The organism is Streptomyces sp. NPDC006551 (genome assembly GCF_040611675.1).
Classification (GTDB): domain Bacteria; phylum Actinomycetota; class Actinomycetes; order Streptomycetales; family Streptomycetaceae; genus Streptomyces.
This window is the reverse complement of sequence record NZ_JBEXOT010000002.1, coordinates 267,315-283,338: the sequence shown is the minus strand read 5'-3', so window position 1 is coordinate 283,338 and position 16,024 is coordinate 267,315. Positions and strand designations below refer to the sequence as shown.

11 protein-coding genes are annotated in these 16,024 nt (G+C 72.8%); 5 read left to right on the top strand and 6 right to left on the bottom strand.

Annotation, left to right across the window (positions count from 1 at the left end; genetic code table 11):
- On the top strand, positions 1 to 3,057 hold the full coding sequence (locus ABZY12_RS03815) for a glycoside hydrolase family 38 C-terminal domain-containing protein (RefSeq protein WP_356886762.1): 3,057 nt from the start codon (positions 1 to 3) through the stop codon (positions 3,055 to 3,057).
- Here the strand turns inward: ABZY12_RS03815 and ABZY12_RS03810 are convergent.
- From ABZY12_RS03810 to ABZY12_RS03800, 3 genes are all read right to left on the bottom strand, one after another.
- On the bottom strand, positions 3,020 to 4,375 hold the full coding sequence (locus ABZY12_RS03810) for an MFS transporter (protein ID WP_356886760.1): 1,356 nt from the start codon (positions 4,373 to 4,375) through the stop codon (positions 3,020 to 3,022). The two genes, ABZY12_RS03815 and ABZY12_RS03810, sit on opposite strands and share 38 nt — an antisense overlap.
- A gap of 96 nt (positions 4,376 to 4,471) precedes the next feature.
- Positions 4,472 to 4,831 carry a metalloregulator ArsR/SmtB family transcription factor gene (locus ABZY12_RS03805; RefSeq protein WP_356886758.1) on the bottom strand — a complete coding sequence of 120 codons (360 nt, stop codon included), beginning with the start codon at positions 4,829 to 4,831 and terminating at the stop codon, positions 4,472 to 4,474.
- 96 nt (positions 4,832 to 4,927) lie between these two features.
- A complete protein-coding gene (locus tag ABZY12_RS03800) occupies positions 4,928 to 5,149 on the bottom strand; it encodes a hypothetical protein (protein ID WP_356886756.1) in 222 nt (73 codons plus the stop codon).
- Positions 5,150 to 5,444: 295 nt separating this feature from the next.
- On the opposite strand from ABZY12_RS03800, the gene pstS reads away from it, so the two are divergent.
- A complete protein-coding gene (pstS, locus tag ABZY12_RS03795) occupies positions 5,445 to 6,515 on the top strand; it encodes a phosphate ABC transporter substrate-binding protein PstS (RefSeq protein WP_356886754.1) in 1,071 nt (356 codons plus the stop codon).
- Here pstS and ABZY12_RS03790 read toward each other — a convergent pair.
- Positions 6,482 to 8,002, bottom strand: coding sequence for a cytosine permease (locus ABZY12_RS03790; RefSeq protein ID WP_356886752.1), 1,521 nt, complete (start codon positions 8,000 to 8,002; stop codon positions 6,482 to 6,484). The genes pstS and ABZY12_RS03790 overlap by 34 nt on opposite strands.
- Before the next feature lie 68 nt (positions 8,003 to 8,070).
- On the opposite strand from ABZY12_RS03790, the gene ABZY12_RS03785 reads away from it, so the two are divergent.
- Positions 8,071 to 8,745 (top strand): TetR family transcriptional regulator C-terminal domain-containing protein, encoded by a 675-nt coding sequence (locus tag ABZY12_RS03785; protein WP_356886750.1) that lies wholly within the window; start codon positions 8,071 to 8,073, stop codon positions 8,743 to 8,745.
- Between the two features lie 30 nt (positions 8,746 to 8,775).
- Positions 8,776 to 10,416 (top strand): amidohydrolase, encoded by a 1,641-nt coding sequence (locus ABZY12_RS03780; RefSeq protein WP_356886748.1) that lies wholly within the window; start codon positions 8,776 to 8,778, stop codon positions 10,414 to 10,416.
- 251 nt (positions 10,417 to 10,667) lie between these two features.
- Here ABZY12_RS03780 and ABZY12_RS03775 read toward each other — a convergent pair whose 3' ends face one another.
- Positions 10,668 to 11,405 (bottom strand): helix-turn-helix transcriptional regulator, encoded by a 738-nt coding sequence (locus ABZY12_RS03775; protein WP_356886746.1) that lies wholly within the window; start codon positions 11,403 to 11,405, stop codon positions 10,668 to 10,670.
- 234 nt (positions 11,406 to 11,639) lie between these two features.
- Here ABZY12_RS03775 and ABZY12_RS03770 point away from each other — a divergent pair, with 234 nt between their 5' ends.
- A complete protein-coding gene (locus ABZY12_RS03770) occupies positions 11,640 to 13,406 on the top strand; it encodes a beta-galactosidase family protein (protein WP_356886744.1) in 1,767 nt (588 codons plus the stop codon).
- Positions 13,407 to 13,528: 122 nt separating this feature from the next.
- Here ABZY12_RS03770 and ABZY12_RS03765 read toward each other — a convergent pair whose 3' ends face one another.
- Complete coding sequence (locus tag ABZY12_RS03765) at positions 13,529 to 15,994, bottom strand: RICIN domain-containing protein (RefSeq protein WP_356886742.1); 2,466 nt, start codon at positions 15,992 to 15,994, stop codon at positions 13,529 to 13,531.
- Positions 15,995 to 16,024 lie beyond the last annotated feature (30 nt).

Genomic DNA, 16,024 nt, shown 5'->3' with positions numbered 1-16,024 from the left:
ATGCACGACGACCGCAGCCTGATCGAGTCCCGCCTCAAGCGCGTCCTCGACGAGCGCGTCCGGCCGGCGATCCATCCGGAGTCGGTGCCGCTCCAGGTCGGGATCTGGACCGCGCCCGACGAACCGGTGCCGGTGGCCGAGGGGCTCGCCGCCCCGCGGACGCCGATCGCCGTGGGCGACGTCTGGGGCGCGCCCTGGGGTACGAGCTGGCTCACCGTGTCGGGCACGGTGCCGGCGGCCTGGGCGGGCCGGACCGTCGAGGCCCTGATCGACCTCGGCTTCGACGCGAACATGCCCGGCTTCCAGTGCGAGGGGCTCGTCTACCGCCCCGACGGCTCTCCGGTGAAGGGGCTCAACCCCCGCAACCAGTGGGTACGGATCGCCGCACCGGCGGCCGGTGGCGAGGAGGTGCTGCTGCATGTGGAGGCGGCGTCCAACCCGGTGATCCTGGACTACCACCCCTTCCTGCCGACCGAGTTGGGTGACAAGGAGACGGCCGGCGACACCCCGCAGTACCGCCTGGCGCGGATGGATCTGGCGGTCTTCGACGAGACGGTGTGGCAGCTCGTGATGGATCTGGAGGTCCTCGGCGAGCTGATGGCGGAGCTTCCGGTGGAGGGGGCCCGCCGCTGGGACATCCTGCGGGCCGTCGAGCGGGCCCTGGACGCGATCGACCTCCAGGACGTGAACGGCACGGCCGCCGCCGCCAGGGAGCGGCTCGCGGACGTCCTCGCCTCGCCCGCCGAGCCGTCGGCGCACCGGATCAGCGCGGTGGGCCATGCCCACATCGACTCGGCCTGGCTGTGGCCGCTGCGCGAGACGGTACGGAAGGTGGCGCGGACCACCGCCAACATGACGGCGCTCCTGGAGGACGAGCCGGACTTCGTCTACACGATGTCGCAGGCCCAGCAGTACGCGTGGATCAAGGAGCACCGGCCCGAGGTGTACGCGCGGGTGAAGAAGGCGGTCGCGGACGGCCGGTTCGTCCCGGCCGGCGGGATGTGGGTCGAGTCGGACACGAACATGCCCGGCTCGGAGGCGATGGCCCGTCAGTTCGTGCACGGCAAGCGGTTCTTCCTGGAGGAGTTCGGGGTCGAGAACGAGGAGGCGTGGCTGCCCGACACCTTCGGCTTCGCCGGCGGCCTGCCGCAGATCATCAAGGCGGCGGGCTCCAAGTGGCTGCTCACGCAGAAGATCTCGTGGAGTCAGGTCAACACCTTCCCGCACCACACCTTCTGGTGGGAGGGCATCGACGGGACGCGGATCTTCACGCACTTCCCGCCGATCGACACGTACAACTGCTCGATGCGGGGCAAGGAGATCGCGCACGCCGCCCGCAACTTCAAGGACAAGGGGCGGGCCCGGCACTCGATCGCCCCGACCGGCTGGGGGGACGGGGGCGGCGGCACGACACGGGAGATGATCGCGAAGGCCGCGCGGCTGAGGGATCTGGAGGGCTCGGCGCGGGTGCGCTGGGAGCGGCCGGCCGAGTTCTTCGCCAAGGCGGAGGCGGAGTACCCCGACGCCCCGGTGTGGGTGGGCGAGTTGTATCTGGAGCTGCACCGGGCGACGCTGACCAGCCAGGCGAGGACCAAGCAGGGCAACCGGGCGAGCGAGAACCTGCTACGGGAGGCCGAACTGTGGGCCGCCACCGCCGCCCTGCGGGCCGGCTTCCCCTACCCGTACGAGGAGTTGGACCGGATCTGGAAGACGGTGCTGCTGCACCAGTTCCACGACATCCTGCCGGGCTCCTCGATCGCCTGGGTGCACCGTGAGGCGGAGCGGACGTACGCGGCGGTCGCCGAGGAGCTGACCGGCATCGTGGAGCGCGCCCAGCGGGCGCTCGCCGGCGACGGCGGGGCGGGTGGCGAGGTGGTCTTCAACGCGGCCCCGCACGAGCGCTCCGGGGTTCCGGCAGGTGGGGCCCGCAGGGCCGTCGAGGCGCCCGGCGACTGCACCGTGGAGTCGGCGCCGGACGGCGGGCACGTGCTCTCCAACGGGCTGCTGCGGGTCGGCGTGGACGCGCGGGGTCTGGTGGTGTCGGTGGTCGACCTCGCCGACGGGCGGGAGACGATCCCGCCCGGCGCGGCCGCGAACCTGCTGCAGATCCACCCGGACTTCCCGAACATGTGGGATGCCTGGGACGTCGACCAGTTCTATCGCAACACGGTCACGGATCTGACCGAGGCCGACGAGGTGACGGTCGTCGCCGACACCCCGGGGTCGGTGTCGGTCCGCGTGACCCGTTCCTTCGGCGCCTCGCGGGCGGTGCAGACGCTCACGCTCACCGCCGGGGCCAAGCGGCTCGACCTGGACACCGAGGTGGACTGGCACGAGACGGAGAAGTTCCTCAAGGCCGCGTTCCCGCTCGACCTCCACACCGACCGCTACGCCGCCGAGACCCAGTTCGGCCATCTGCACCGCCCCACCCACACCAACACCAGCTGGGAGGCGGCCAAGTTCGAGGCCTGCAACCACCGTTTCGTCCATCTGGAGGAGCCGGGCTGGGGAGTCGCGCTCGTCACCGCCTCCACCTACGGCCACGACGTCACCCGGACCGTGCGGCCCGAGGACCGGGGCACCACGACGACCGTACGGATCTCCCTGCTGCGCGCCCCGCGCTTCCCCGACCCGCACACGGACCAGGGTGTGCACCGTTTCCGTCACGCGCTGGTCCCCGGCGCGGCCATCGGCGACGCCGTCCGCGAGGGCTACCGCGTCAACCTGCCCGAGCGGCGGGTGCCCGGTGACGCCGATGTCGTCCCGCTCGTCGCCCTGGACGACGACGCCGTGGTGGTCAGCGCCGTGAAGCTCGCCGACGACCGCAGCGGGGATCTGGTCGTCCGTCTCTACGAGTCCCGGGGCGGGCGCGCGCGGGCCCGGCTCACCACCGCGCTCCCCGGATTCGACGGCGTGGAGGTCTGCGACCTCCTGGAGCGCCCGCTCGCCGACCCGGCCGGGGAGGGCGCGCGGGTCGTGGACGGCGCCGTGGAGCTGCGGCTGCGCCCCTTCGAGCTCCTCACTCTGCGTTTCGCCCGCTCGGCGGCCGCGCGGTGACCCCGGGCGGGTGCGGGGAGTCGAACCGGACGTCATGAGCCCGGCGCCGGCCGCCACCCGCCGGGTGCGGGTGGTCCGGCGCCGGTTCGGCAAGGACGTGCTCCCGCTCGCCCCGGTCCGTGTGCGGCCAGAGTCGTACGGCGGCGACGGCCCCGGCGAGGGCGACCGCGGTGAGCACGGCGGCCGAGGCCGGCAGGCCGGCACGCGCGGCCGTCCACCCGGCGAGCGGATAGGTGAGCAGCCAGCAGGCGTGCGTGAGGGAGAACCGGGCGGCGAACAGGGCGGGAAGGTCGGCCGCGCGCGCCGAGCGGCGCAGCAGACGTCCGCCGGGGGTGAGGACGGCCGAGGCAGCGGCCCCGAGGATCAGCCAGGCGGCCGGCAGGGCGGGCCAGGACCAGGCGGCGTCGCTCCGGCGCAGGCCGAGCGGGAGGAGGGCGAGGACGGCCGTCTGGACGAAGGCGGCGGGCAGCATGAGGCTCCGCTCGGCGATCCGGTCCAGGGCGCGGGGTACCAGCAGCGCCACGATCATGGAGCCCGCGCCGTACGCGCCCAGGGCGAGGGAGACGTCGGCGGCGGAGCGTCCGAGGGTGTCGCGTACCAGGACGACGGTGTTGACGAGGACCATCGCCCCGCCGGCGGCGACGACCAGGTCGAGTGCGAGGAGAGCGCGCAGCCGCGGGGTGGCGAGGAAGAGCCGGGTGCCGAAGGAGGCTCTGGCGTACAGGCCGCCGGTGCGCTCGACGGGTCCCGGTCTCGGGAGCAGGACGGAGAGGACGAGGGCGCCCGAGGCGAGGAAGCCGAGGGCCGTTCCCGCGAAGAGCCAGTCGTAGGCGAACCAGGTCAGCAGGGCGGCGGCCAGGGCCGGACTGAGGACGTTCTCCAGGTCGTGGGCGAGCCGTGAGAGCGACAGGGCGCGGGTGTAGTCGCGCTCGTCGGGCAGGACGTCGGGAAGGGTGGCCTGGAAGGTGGGGGTGAAGGCGGCGGACGCGGCCTGGAGCAGCAGGATCAGGGCGTAGATCTGCCACACCTGGGTGACGAACGGCAGGGTGAGGGCGGCCGCCGCGCGGATCAGGTCCGTCGAGACGAGGAGCGCCCGCCGGGGTACGCGGTCGGCGAGCGCGCCGATCACGGGTGCGATGCCGACGTACGCGGTCATCTTGAGGGCCAGGGCGGTGCCGAGTACCGCGGAGGCGTCGGCGCCCGCGAGGTCATGGGCGAGCAGGCTGAGCGCGACCGTCGCGAGGCCGGTGCCGGCCAGGGCGACGACCTGGGCGGTGAGGAGACGCCGGTACGTACGGTGGCGCAACACGGTCGGCATGGGCCCGCCCCTCGCTCGGCTACGGGATGCTCACCACCGTAGCCGACATGTGCACGCTTGCGCACATGTAGATACCTGGGTCGACGCGGGAGGGCGTCAGTCGTGCCAGGGCTCCCCGGTCACCTGATGGTCCGCGTGACTGATCGCCTCGACCACCAGCCGCCGCATGTGTCCGTCCGGCAGCGTGTAGACCACCCGCCGCCCGTCCTTGCGGTGCTGGACGAGGCCGCCGAGCCTCAGCTTGGCCAGATGCTGACTGACGGCTGGGCGCGCCGCGCCGCACGCCGCGGCGAGGGCGGTGACATCCGACTCCCCCCGGGTCAGCAGCCACACCAGATGCAGCCGGGTCGGGTCCGCGAGCAGCGCGAACACCCCGGCCGCGGCGGCGAGCTCCGGGGCGCCGGGGGTGCGCTGGTGCGCACCGGTGGCGGTCGGGGATCCCTCGGGTTCGGACATGCGCCCATCGTAGGCGCGGCCCAAGGGGGCGTCCGCCGCACGCGAAAGCCCCGCCCCCTGGCACTGCGCACCGGGGGGCGGGGCTCAAGGACACGCTCAGAGCTTGTGCATGCCCTTGTAGGGGCTCAGGATGCGGAGCCGGCTGGCACCGAAGTCGACGAGCAGAGCACCCGTCGTCTCCTGGCCGATAACCGTCCCCAGACCGTGACGATCATGGGACACGCGGTCGCCGACGGAGAAATCCTTGATCACGGGGTCGGAAGGGGCCGCAAAGGGGCTGGTGGGCAGGTGGCGCCGGGGCGCGGATCGGTTTGTCATCGTGAGGCCAGTATGCGCCGCCGGGGCCACCGAGGAACAGTCTCGAACGCTCGACCGATGCACCTGGCCGCGCAGTCCGCCGCCTGAAGGTCGTCCGGAGGACGACTCGCGTTCACCTCGGCTCCATCTCGTGCTCCGCGCTCTCGGTGATCATCCTTGCACCGGGCCGCCGGTGTGCGCCGCGGCCGTTCATCCGCGTCGGTCCGCACGGGATCACGCGCGTACACCCCAGGGGGACACGGTGCAGCTCCGAGGCAGGGGACGGGCCAACCGCTGGAGGAGGGTGGCGACCGCCGTGGCCGGAACACTGCTGGTCGCGGCCTGTGGCGCGGGCGGCTCCGACGGCGACGGCAGGCCCTCGGCCGCGGAAGCCGTACCGGACATCGAGTGCGCCGCGTCCGGCAAGGTGCGCGGCTCCGGGTCCTCGGCGCAGCAGAACGCGATGAAGCGGTGGATCCAGCAGTACCAGCGGGCGTGCGCGGGGGTGGAGGTCGCCTACAACCCGCTCGGATCGGGAGCGGGCGTCGCCCAGTTCCAGCGCGGCGCCACCGCGTTCGGCGGCACGGACGAGGCGCTGAGCCGCCAGGACGTGGAGGAGAGCAAGGGCGTCTGCGACGGCGGGCGGGCGATCGACCTGCCCATGACCGGCGGCCCGATCGCCATCGGCCACAATGTGCCGGGGGTGAGCGGCCTGGTGCTCGACGCCCCGACCCTCGCCCGCCTCTTCGACGCCCGGATCACCCGCTGGAACCATCCGTCGATCCAACGCCTCAACCCGGGGACGGCGTTGCCGGATCTGCCCGTGGTCCCGGTCCACCGCGCCGACGACTCCGGCACCACCCAGAACCTCACCGCGTATCTCAAGGCCGCGGCCCGGAAGTCCTGGCCGTACCCGGCGGGCAAGAAGTGGCAGGCCAGGGGCGGTCAGTCGGGGACCGGTTCGGACGGCGTCGCCGGCACGGTGGCCCAGACCGAGGGCGCGATCGGCTACTTCGAGCTGTCCTTCGCCGTCAAGCGGGGGATCGACACCGTACGCATCGCCACGGGCGCGTCCGAACCCGTCGCACCGAGCACCGAGAGCGCCTCGGCGGGCATCGCCGAGGCCGAAGTCGCCGGTGAGGGCGGGGACCTGGCCCTGAACCTGGACTACAGGACCTCGGCCGAAGGCGCGTACCCGATCGTGCTGGTGACGTACGAGATCGTCTGCGACACCGGCAACGATCCGGAGACGCTTCCCGCGTTGAAGTCCTTCCTCTCCTACACCGCCGGCGAGGACGGGCAGCGGCTGCTTCCCTCGATCCACCACGCGCCGCTGCCCGACTCCGTGGCGGCTCAGGTCCGAGAGGTCGTCAGCACGCTGTCCTGAGCGGGGAAGCGCGCGAGGATCGCGTACGTGGCGGACGCGACGGCGATGCCCGCCGGCAGGGACAGGTCGACCCCGCCCAGGGCACTCGCGACCGGGCCGGTGTAGAGGGTGTCCACACAGAGGGCGGCGGCGGTCGCGCCCGCCACGACGGCGACGGCACCGGCCCAGTGGACACCGGCGCTGTACCAGAAGCGGCTGCCGGGCGTCTCGTCCGTGAGCGCGGGCCCGTCGTAGCGGTTGCGGCGCAGCAGGATGTCGGTGGCGTAGACGGCCATGCTGGGGCCGAGCAGGACGACCGTCAGCTGGAGGACGCTGCTGACGGTGTCCAGGAAGTCGGAGACGAGCAGGGCGTAGAGGGTGAGGGAGACGGCCACGACGCCGTCGACCAGGACGCTGAGGGTGCGGCGGATGCGGATGCCGACGGCCTGGAGGGCCAGGCCGGCGCTGTAGGCGGTCAGGGCGTTGAGGGAGATCGTGCCCACCACCAGGGAGAGCGGGAACAGGGGCGTGAACCAGCTGGGCAGGATCTCCTCCAGCGCGGTCTGCGGATCGCTCATGTCGACCGCGGTCGCGGCGAACGCGCCCAGGGAGCAGACGACGACGCTGGGCAGGAAGCCGCCGAGGGCGGTCCACCCGAGGACCGCCCTCGGCGCTGCCGTACGGGGCAGATAGCGGGAGAAGTCGGCGCTGGTGGTGTACGAGAGCGGCCCGGCGGCGATCAGGGTGACCCCGGCGACCAGGGTCGCCCAGAGATCGATGCCGGTCAGCGGCTCGGCGGGCGTGTACCCGAAGTCGGCGTGCCCGAGGACGCCGACGGCGACGACGGCGAAGGCGGCGGTCAGGGCCAGCGTGATCGGGAGGTAGAGCTTCACGATCACGGCGTGCCCGAAGACGCTGATGGTCAGGGTGAGCGCGGCGATGGCCACCACGACGGCGACCTTGACGCCGTCGCCGGCCGGGACCCCGGCCCTCTCGACGAGGGAGAAGGCGGCGACCGCGGCGGCGGCGAGGTTGAGGGCGAAGTAGCAGACGGAGATCGCCCAGCCGACGACGGCGTTGTTCACCCGGTTGCCGCGGACGCCGTACAGCGCCCGTGTGATCACTTCACTGGGCGTCCCCGAGGCCGGGCCGGAGACGGCGAGCAGTCCCGTCAGCACCCAGAAGAGGTTTCCGGCCACGATCACCCCGACGGCCTGCCACAGGCTCAGGCCCATGAGGACCAGGGCACCGCCGATCACCAGGCTCAGGTAGTTGACGTTGGCCGCCGCCCAGACGGCGAACAGGTCCCGGGGACGGCCGTGGCGTTCCCGGTCGGGAATGTGGTCAATGCCGTGCCGCTCGACGAGAACCGCCCGCTCCGAGGTCGACGGCGATCCGGAAACACCGAGATCGTCGGGGGCTTCGGAGGCTTGGGGCACGTCACGCGCGTCGGGAGCGTCGGAAGCGTCACGGGGGCCCTGGCGCGGGTCGGGAATCGTGGAAGCCATGCGGCCCTCCGGGTGCTCGTCGTACCACCTGCTTGCTTATTGGTCGCACACTCAATAGCATCCCGGGTATGTCGTCAAGCGTTCAGCGCAAGCGAATTCGGAAGTCACCGGCCGACCGACGTGCGGAGATCGTCGACGCGGCCGCCACCGTCGCCCTGACCGAGGGGCTGGAGTCCATCACCCTGCGGCGGATCGCCGAACAGCTCGATGTCCGCCCCGGGTTGATCAGCCACTACTTCCCCGCGGTGGAGGACCTGGTGGCCGAGGCGTTCGGCAGCGCCGCGACCGCCGAACTGGACCGCCTCATCCCGCCGGACCGCCCGGAGGGGTCCCCGACGGACCACCTCGCGCGCTTCTTCGCACACGCGACGGGAGAGGCGTACGACGACATCAGCCGGCTCTGGATCAACGCCCGGCACCTGAGCCGCTACCGGCCCGTCCTGCGCGACCGGGTCGGGGCGCAGGAGGCGGCGTGGCGCGGGCGCCTCGAGAGCCTGATCCGCGAGGGCGTCGAGCGCGGGGAGTTCCGTACGGACGACCCGTACGTGACCACCATTCAGATCCTGGTCGTCGTCGACGGCCTCGGCGCCCACGCCAACACGGACACCACCGGCCGGCCGGCCGCGGTGACGCGTATGGCCGTCACCACCGCGGAGCGCGAACTGGGCCTGCGCGACGGGACGCTCGCACCGGTCCCCACCCGGGCCGACGCGCCCGCCGATTCCGCCGCCCCCACCGACTGACCTGCCCGGAAAAGCCTTCAAGGAGCCGCTGTGCACCCCCGTCTCGTCCTGCTCTCCGCCCGCCTGCTCGACCCGGTCTCCGGCACGTTCCTGCCGGAGACCGCCCTGGCCGTGTCCGGCGGCCGGATCTCCGCCCTGGGCGACGACGGCGGGATACGGGCCCTCGCCGGCTCCTCGACGACGGTGATCGACCTCAAGGGGGCCGTCGTCACCCCCGGCCTGGTCGACGGGCACGTCCATCCTGTGTCGGGCGCCGAACTCACCCACGGCCTCGACCTGTCGGGCTGCGCCGACCTGGACGCGGTGCGCGAGGCGCTGGCCCGGGAGGCGCGGACCCTCCCGCCCGGTGCGTGGCTGCACGGCTGGGGCCTCGACCCGAACGTCTTCGGGGACCGGCCGGTCGAGTTCGCCCCCTTCGAAGCCGTGCTCGACGGCGTGCCGGCCCTCCTGCTGCTGTTCGACGCCCACTCCATGCTCGCCAGCCGACGCGCCCTCGAGCTGGCCGGCGTCGACGGGCCGCGCGTCTTCGACCAGGCCTCGGCCGCGGTGGTCTGCGATGCCGAGGGCAGGCCCACCGGGCTGCTCCTGGAGGACGCCGCGTGCGAGCTGGTGGAACGCGTCGCGCCGCAGCCGACCCGTGAGGAGCGCCGCGACCGGCTGGCGGCCGCCCTGCGCGGCATGGCCGCCGCGGGACTCACCGGCGGGCACGCCATGGACGCCAACGGGGACAGTCTCGCGCTCTACGCCGAACTCGACGCGGCCGGAGAACTGCCGTTGCGGCTACGGGTGGCTCCCTGGTGCCAGCCCGGCACCGACGCCGACGGGCTGCGCGCGCTCGTCGAGCAGCAGGGCGCCGGCGGCGCGCTGTGGCGCACCGAGGGCGTGAAGCTCTTCATGGACGGCACCATCGACAACGGCACCGCCTGGCTCGAACGCCCCGACCGCCACGGCGAGTCCACCCACGCCTTCTGGCCGGACCCCGCGGAGTACACCCACATCGTCGGTGAACTCCACCGGGCCGCCGTGCCCACCGCCACCCACGCCATCGGTGACGCCGCCGTCCGCCATGTTCTCGACTCCGTCGAGAAGGCTTTGGCCACCGGGGTCGGAGGGGGCACCGGCCGCCCGGTCAGGCACCGGGTCGAGCACATCGAGACGGTGCCCGACGACACCCTGCGCCGCTTCGCCGCACTCGACGTCGTCGCCTCCATGCAACCCACCCACTGCTGCGACTTCACCCGCGCGGACCACAGCGACAACTGGTCGCGCCGCCTCGGCGAAGAGCGGGCTTCCCGCGCGTGGCGCTGCCGCGACCTGTGGGACTCCGGCGCCACCGTCGTCCTCGGCTCGGACTGGCCCATCGCCCCCTACCCGCCGCTGGGTGTCATGGCGGGGGCCCGGCACCGCAGGCCGAGCCGCGATCTGACCCTTCCGCCGCACGGCCCCGAGCAGGCGCTCACCGCCCTGGAGGCACTCCGGGGCATGACGGTGAACGCCGCCCACGCGGCGGGCGAGGAGCACGAGGCGGGCCGGCTCGCCGTCGGCCACCGGGCCGACCTCACGGTCTTCGCGGACAGCCCCCTCACCACCCCGGCCACGGACCTGCCGGACCTGCCGGTCCTGCTCACGGTCCTCGACGGCCGCCCGACGCACCGGGCTACCCATCTGTGACCCCGACCGCCGCCCGGTGCGGGGATCTTCTCCTTTCGGCCCATGGCAGGTGTCCGCGTTATGGGCGATCCTGAGGGCCGCACGAGAGGAAGCCAGCCTTCCTCTTGTGCCGGTCCGGAGCGGGGGGCCGGACCGGCACGGTGGAGCGGCGCCCGAGGGGGGGCGGCCGCGGCTCGTGGCCGAGCCGGCGGGGATCGGGGCGACGGGTGCTGACGAGGCAGGGCGAGGCGTCCGCCGTCGCCGGGGTCCGGTCAGCCCGCCCAGGCCCGCGCGAGGGCGACGCGGTTGGGGCAGCCGGATTTGCGGCGCGCCGCGGCGAGGTGCTTCTTCGCCGTCCCCACGTCCACGACCATGCGGTGGGCGATCTGTTCGTCGGTCAGGCCCTCGCTGAGCAGCGCGACAGCCTCCGTCTCGCGCGGCGTGAGCAGCGACGCCCAGGGCGGCCGCGCGTCGAGCAGCCCGGCCGCGATCCGCAGGACCGCCGGGCCGAGCGACCCGAGCAGGGTGAGCTCCCGGGCGCCGAAGGCCCTCTCCGCCTCGTCGAAGAGCGCCACGCCGAAGAGCAGGCCCGCGTCGGGCGACGACCACGACTTGGCCATGACCGCGCCGATGCCGGCCGGCCTCAGGAAGTCGTCGACGTAGGAACGCCGTTCCCCCTCGATCAGATGCTCCACGTCGAGCAGGGTCAGGGGCCGCGCGGACTCACGGCCCGTCACCCGCGAGGCGGCGAGGGCGATGGGGTCGAGCCGGTGGAAGCGTTCCCGGTACGCGTCCATGGTCGGCACCGCGAGCCCGGAGGCCTGCGCCGTGGCGTCGCGGAAGAGACGGGGGCGGGTGTCCCCGCTGAGTACGGCGGCGTGCCGGAGATCCAGGCGTCCGGCCAGCGATTCGGTGAGCAGGCCGCCGAGTTCCGGCAGCGTACGCGCGGAGTGGCAGTCGGCGACTACGGCGAGCAGCCGGTCGACGTCCACGACGGGGAGTAGGTCCACGCTGTCCTCCGGGCCCGATCCGGTCATGGTCGGTCAGGAGCATCGTACGACCGTCCTCCCGTACGGGCGGGTGACGGGCAGGGCGGTCGCCCGGCGCGGGGTGCCCGTGGGAGCCGCTGCCGAGGGCTTGCCATCCCCTGCATGTTTACGTAAACATGGAAGGGATGGCAGCAGGGCTGCCCGCGCCGACGCGTCAACCGTCGCGCCTCCCCTCCAGCACAGGAGCAGCAGCACATGCCCGTTCTTCAGATCGACGACGACGGATTCCGACTCGACGGCGAACCCTTCCGGCTCCTGTCCGGCGGCCTGCACTACTTCCGGGTCCACCCCGCCCAATGGGCCGACCGCCTGCGCAAAGCCCGCCTCATGGGCCTCAACACCGTCGAGACGTACGTCCCCTGGAATCTGCACCAGCCGCGACCGGACCGGTTCCACATGGACGGCGCGCTCGACCTGCCCGCCTTCCTCGACCTCGCCTCCGCCGAGGGGCTCCACGTCCTGCTCCGCCCCGGCCCCTACATCTGCGCCGAATGGGAGGGCGGGGGTCTGCCGTCCTGGCTGCTGGCCGAGCCCGGCATCCGGTTGCGCACCCGCGATCCCCGCTTCCTCACCGCGGTCGACGACTACTTCGAGCGGCTCCTCACCCCGCTCGTGCCCTACCTCGCCACGCGCGGCGGACCGGTACTCGCCGTGCAGGTGGAGAACGAGTACGGGGCGTACGGCGACGACACCGCCTACCTGGAGCATCTCGCCGCCTCGCTCCGCCGCATCGGTGTGGACGTCCCCCTGTTCACCTGCGACCAGCCCGCCGACCTGGAGCGGGGCGGCCTGCCGGGGGTTCTCGCGACGGCCAACTTCGGGAGCCGCTCCGCCGAGAACCTCGCCGCCCTGCGTGCCCACCGGCCGGCCGGGCCGCTGCTGTCCTCGGAGTTCTGGATCGGCTGGTTCGACCGCTGGGGCGGCCACCACGTGGTCCGCGACCCGGACCCGGCGGCGCGCGAGCTCGACGAACTCCTCGCCACCGGCGCGTCGGTGAACTTCTACATGTTCCACGGCGGCACGAACTTCGGTTTCACCAACGGCGCCAACGACAAGCACACCTACCGGCCCACCGTCACCTCCTACGACTACGACGCGCCTCTCGACGAAGCCGGGGACCCGACCGAGAAGTTCACCGCCTTCCGCGAGGTGATCGCGAAGTACGCCTCGGTCCCGGCGGAGCCGGTCCCCGCGCGCGCGAGGAAACTCGCGCTGGGCGCGGTGGAGTTGACCGAGAGCGCCGGCCTGCTGGCGTGCGCTCCGGCGCTCGGCGACAGCGTGGCCTCCCGCCATCCGCTGACGATGGAGGAGCTCGGGCAGGACTTCGGATTCGTCCTGTACGAGACGGCCCTGCCGGCCGCCGGGCCCGTCCTGCTCGAACTGGAGCAGGTGCGCGACCGCGCCCAGGTCTTCCTCGACGGGCGGCCCGTCGGAGTCCTGGAACGGGAGAACCACGAGCACGCGATCGCCTTCACCGTGCCTCGCGCCGGTTCCGTCCTCGGCCTGCTCGTGGAGAACCAGGGACGCGTCAACTACGGGCCCGGCATCCATGACCGCAAGGGACTGCCCGGCACGGTGACGCTGGACGGTACGGAACTCGCCGGCTGGACCAACCGGCCGCTGCCGCTGACCTCCCTCGACGCCCTGGACTTCGCCCCGACCACCGCCACCCCGGTCGGTCCGGCGTTCCACCGCGGCACCTTCGAACTCGGCGACACGGCCTCCCGGCCCCTCGCGGACACCTTCCTCCACCTCGACGGATGGACCAAGGGCAACGCGTGGATCAACGGCTTCCCGCTCGGCCGGTACTGGTCCCGAGGGCCCCAGCGGTCCCTCTACGTTCCGGGACCCGTGCTGCGCCGGGGCACCAACGAAGTCGTCCTGCTGGAGCTCCACGCAGCCCACCGCCCGCGCACGGTCGACTTCAGGGAGACGCACGACCTCGGCCCCACCGAGGAGTAGGACCGGGAACGGCGGCGACGACCCACGGGAACACGGCGGCGGGACGCACGGCCACACGGGTACCACGGGCACGGCAACGGCCTGGCACCGACCGGGGAGGTTCGGCGCCAGGCCGCCAGGGGTCATCCCCGACTGAACTGCTGGTTCGTTCCGCCGTTGCAGGCGTACTGGAACACGGACGCGCCGTCGGCCGTGGAACCGCCGCTGACGTCGAGGCACTTGCCGCTATGACGGGCCGTCAGGGTGAAATGGCCGCCGTCGGTGTCACGCACCGTCCACTCCTGGTTGCCGCCGCCGTTGCAGCCGTACTGGAAGACCGCCGCGCCGTCGGCCGTGGAGGCTCCGCTGACGTCCAGGCACTTGCCGCTGTGCCGGGCGACGACGTTCACGTGGCCGGTGGCGGTGGAGCGCAGGGACCACTGTTGATGCGTACCGCCGTTGCAGGTGTACTGGAACACGGACGCGCCGTCGGCCGTGGAACCGCCGCTGAGGTCGAGGCACTTGGCGCTGTGGCGGGCGACCAGGGGCTTCGCCGCGTCGGCGGCGGCGACGGGGAGGGTCCAGGACTGGTTGCCGCCGGTCGTGGGCTGGTAGACGCCGACGGGAGCGCCGTCGCTCGTCGAAGCACCCGTCACGTCGAGGAGTCTGCCGGTGGCGGTGTTGATCAGCGTGGTGCGGCCGTTGCCGGTGGTGGAGCGCATCCACTGCTGCCCGGTCGAGGATCCGGGCGTCGCCAGGGTCAGGGCTCCCCCGGAGACGGAAAGGGCCTTTCCGGTCCTGACGTGGGTGACGCGGTAGGTGGCGGTGTTGCCCCAGTCGGCCGAGGACAGCTTGGTGAAGGTCCACTGCTGGGCGGGGTCGACCGGGTCGGAGACGCGCTGCACCGGCACGCTCGCGCCGTCGACGGTCGCGACGGCGAGCGCCATGCCGCTGTGGTCGTTGACGAGTTGGCGGGGTGCGCCTACGGGCGCCGTGGTGGCGGCCGTGTTCACGCCGGAGACGCCCGGCAGGACGAAGGTCGTGACGGACCCGGGCCCCACGGTGACCTTGAGGGTCTTGCCCACGGTGGTCACGTCGCCCTCGCGCTGGAGGTTCCTGGTGGCGTCGGTGGTGTAGCGCTGGACGGGGGCGCCGCTCACGCTCTGGAACCCGTTCAGGTCGAGGGTGATCTCCCGGTTCGCGGTGGTGGCGTTGGTGTGGACGACGACGGCTCCCTGCCCACCGGGACGCAGGGCGGCCAGGGTATGGGAGTCGTCGGTGTTGACGACGCGGGCGCCCGGGCGGACGAAGCGGCTGTACTGGGCCATCGCCCAGTACTTCTTGTTCTTGCGGATCGGTTCGGTCGCCGCGTCGGCCGGGGTGAAGTCGGTCTGGATCAGGCCCCAGTTGGAGTTCTCGTGGTCCGGGGTCATGTTCTCGTAGTCCTCGACGGCCTGCCACAGCACCCAGGCCCGGGGCTCCAGCTCCTTGATGTCGTCGTTGATGCGACGGGCCAGATCGAGGGCGGGGCTCATGTCGGTGAAGGACTGCGGGACGCTGCCGCCGACGTCCACCTCGGACATCCACAGCGGGGTGGCCTCACCCTTGGCGATGTCCCGCACGCCGGTGCGGCCGTTGGTGCCGTATGTATGGGTGTTGAGCCGGCCGACGGCGGCGCGTACGGCGGGGACGTACGACTCCCAGTTGGTACGGAACAGGCCGGAGTTGGTCTCGTCCATCGCCGCGATCGGGGTGGCGACCCCCTTGGCGTCGAGCGTGGCGCGAAGGGTGGAGATCATGCGGGCCTGCGAGGCCGGGTCCCAGTGCGAGCCCTCCTGGCGGCCGCCGGCACGCCAGTATCCGGTGTTCGGCTCGTTGACCGGGGAGAGCGAGTCGAACCGTACGCCGGTGGAGTCCTGCGCGCGCTGGAGGGCGCCGGAGAGGTAGGCGGCGAACCGTTCGTACTGGTCGGAGCGGAGGTTGTCCTTGGCGGGGTCCGTGGCGCCCGAGACGAGCCCGCTGTTGGTCATGAAGTACGGGGCGGAATTGGAGAACGCCTCGAAGGTCTGGGCGCCGCGCGCCTTGGCCGCGGTGAGCCACCATCGCTGGTTGGCGTCGGCGTTCGGGTTCCAGTGGTCGGCCCTGGCGGGATCCCACCAGTCGGGGGACTCGGGTCCCGGACGGTTCCAGTAGCCGGGCACCGCCGCTCCCGCGCGCATGTAGGGCGCGGTCTCCGGGCTGTCGCCGCCGCCGATGTTGTACCGGGCGATGGTGAAGCCGAGCCCGTTCGCGCCGTACAGGTCGTCCGCCAGCCGGTTCCGCTGGGCGTCGGGCCAGCCGCCGGTGACGTTGGCGAACCAGGCGAGGGCGGTCCCCCACCCCTGGAACGACGGCTGCTGATAGCTGGGATCGAGGCGGACCGTCAGCGTTCCCGCAGCCTCGGCCGCCGTCGCCGGGGGCGTGGTGACTCCGGTGACTCCGGTCGCGGCGAGGGAGGCCACGGCGCAGGCGGCGGCGAGGGCCGCGACCGGGCGGCGGGTCCGCGGCCCGGTTCGCGGCCGGGCGCGAGGTCGGCGTCGGGGCACTGATCGCGTACGGGTGGCAGACACGTGCGACTCCCTGGTGTGTGGGGCGGTGCG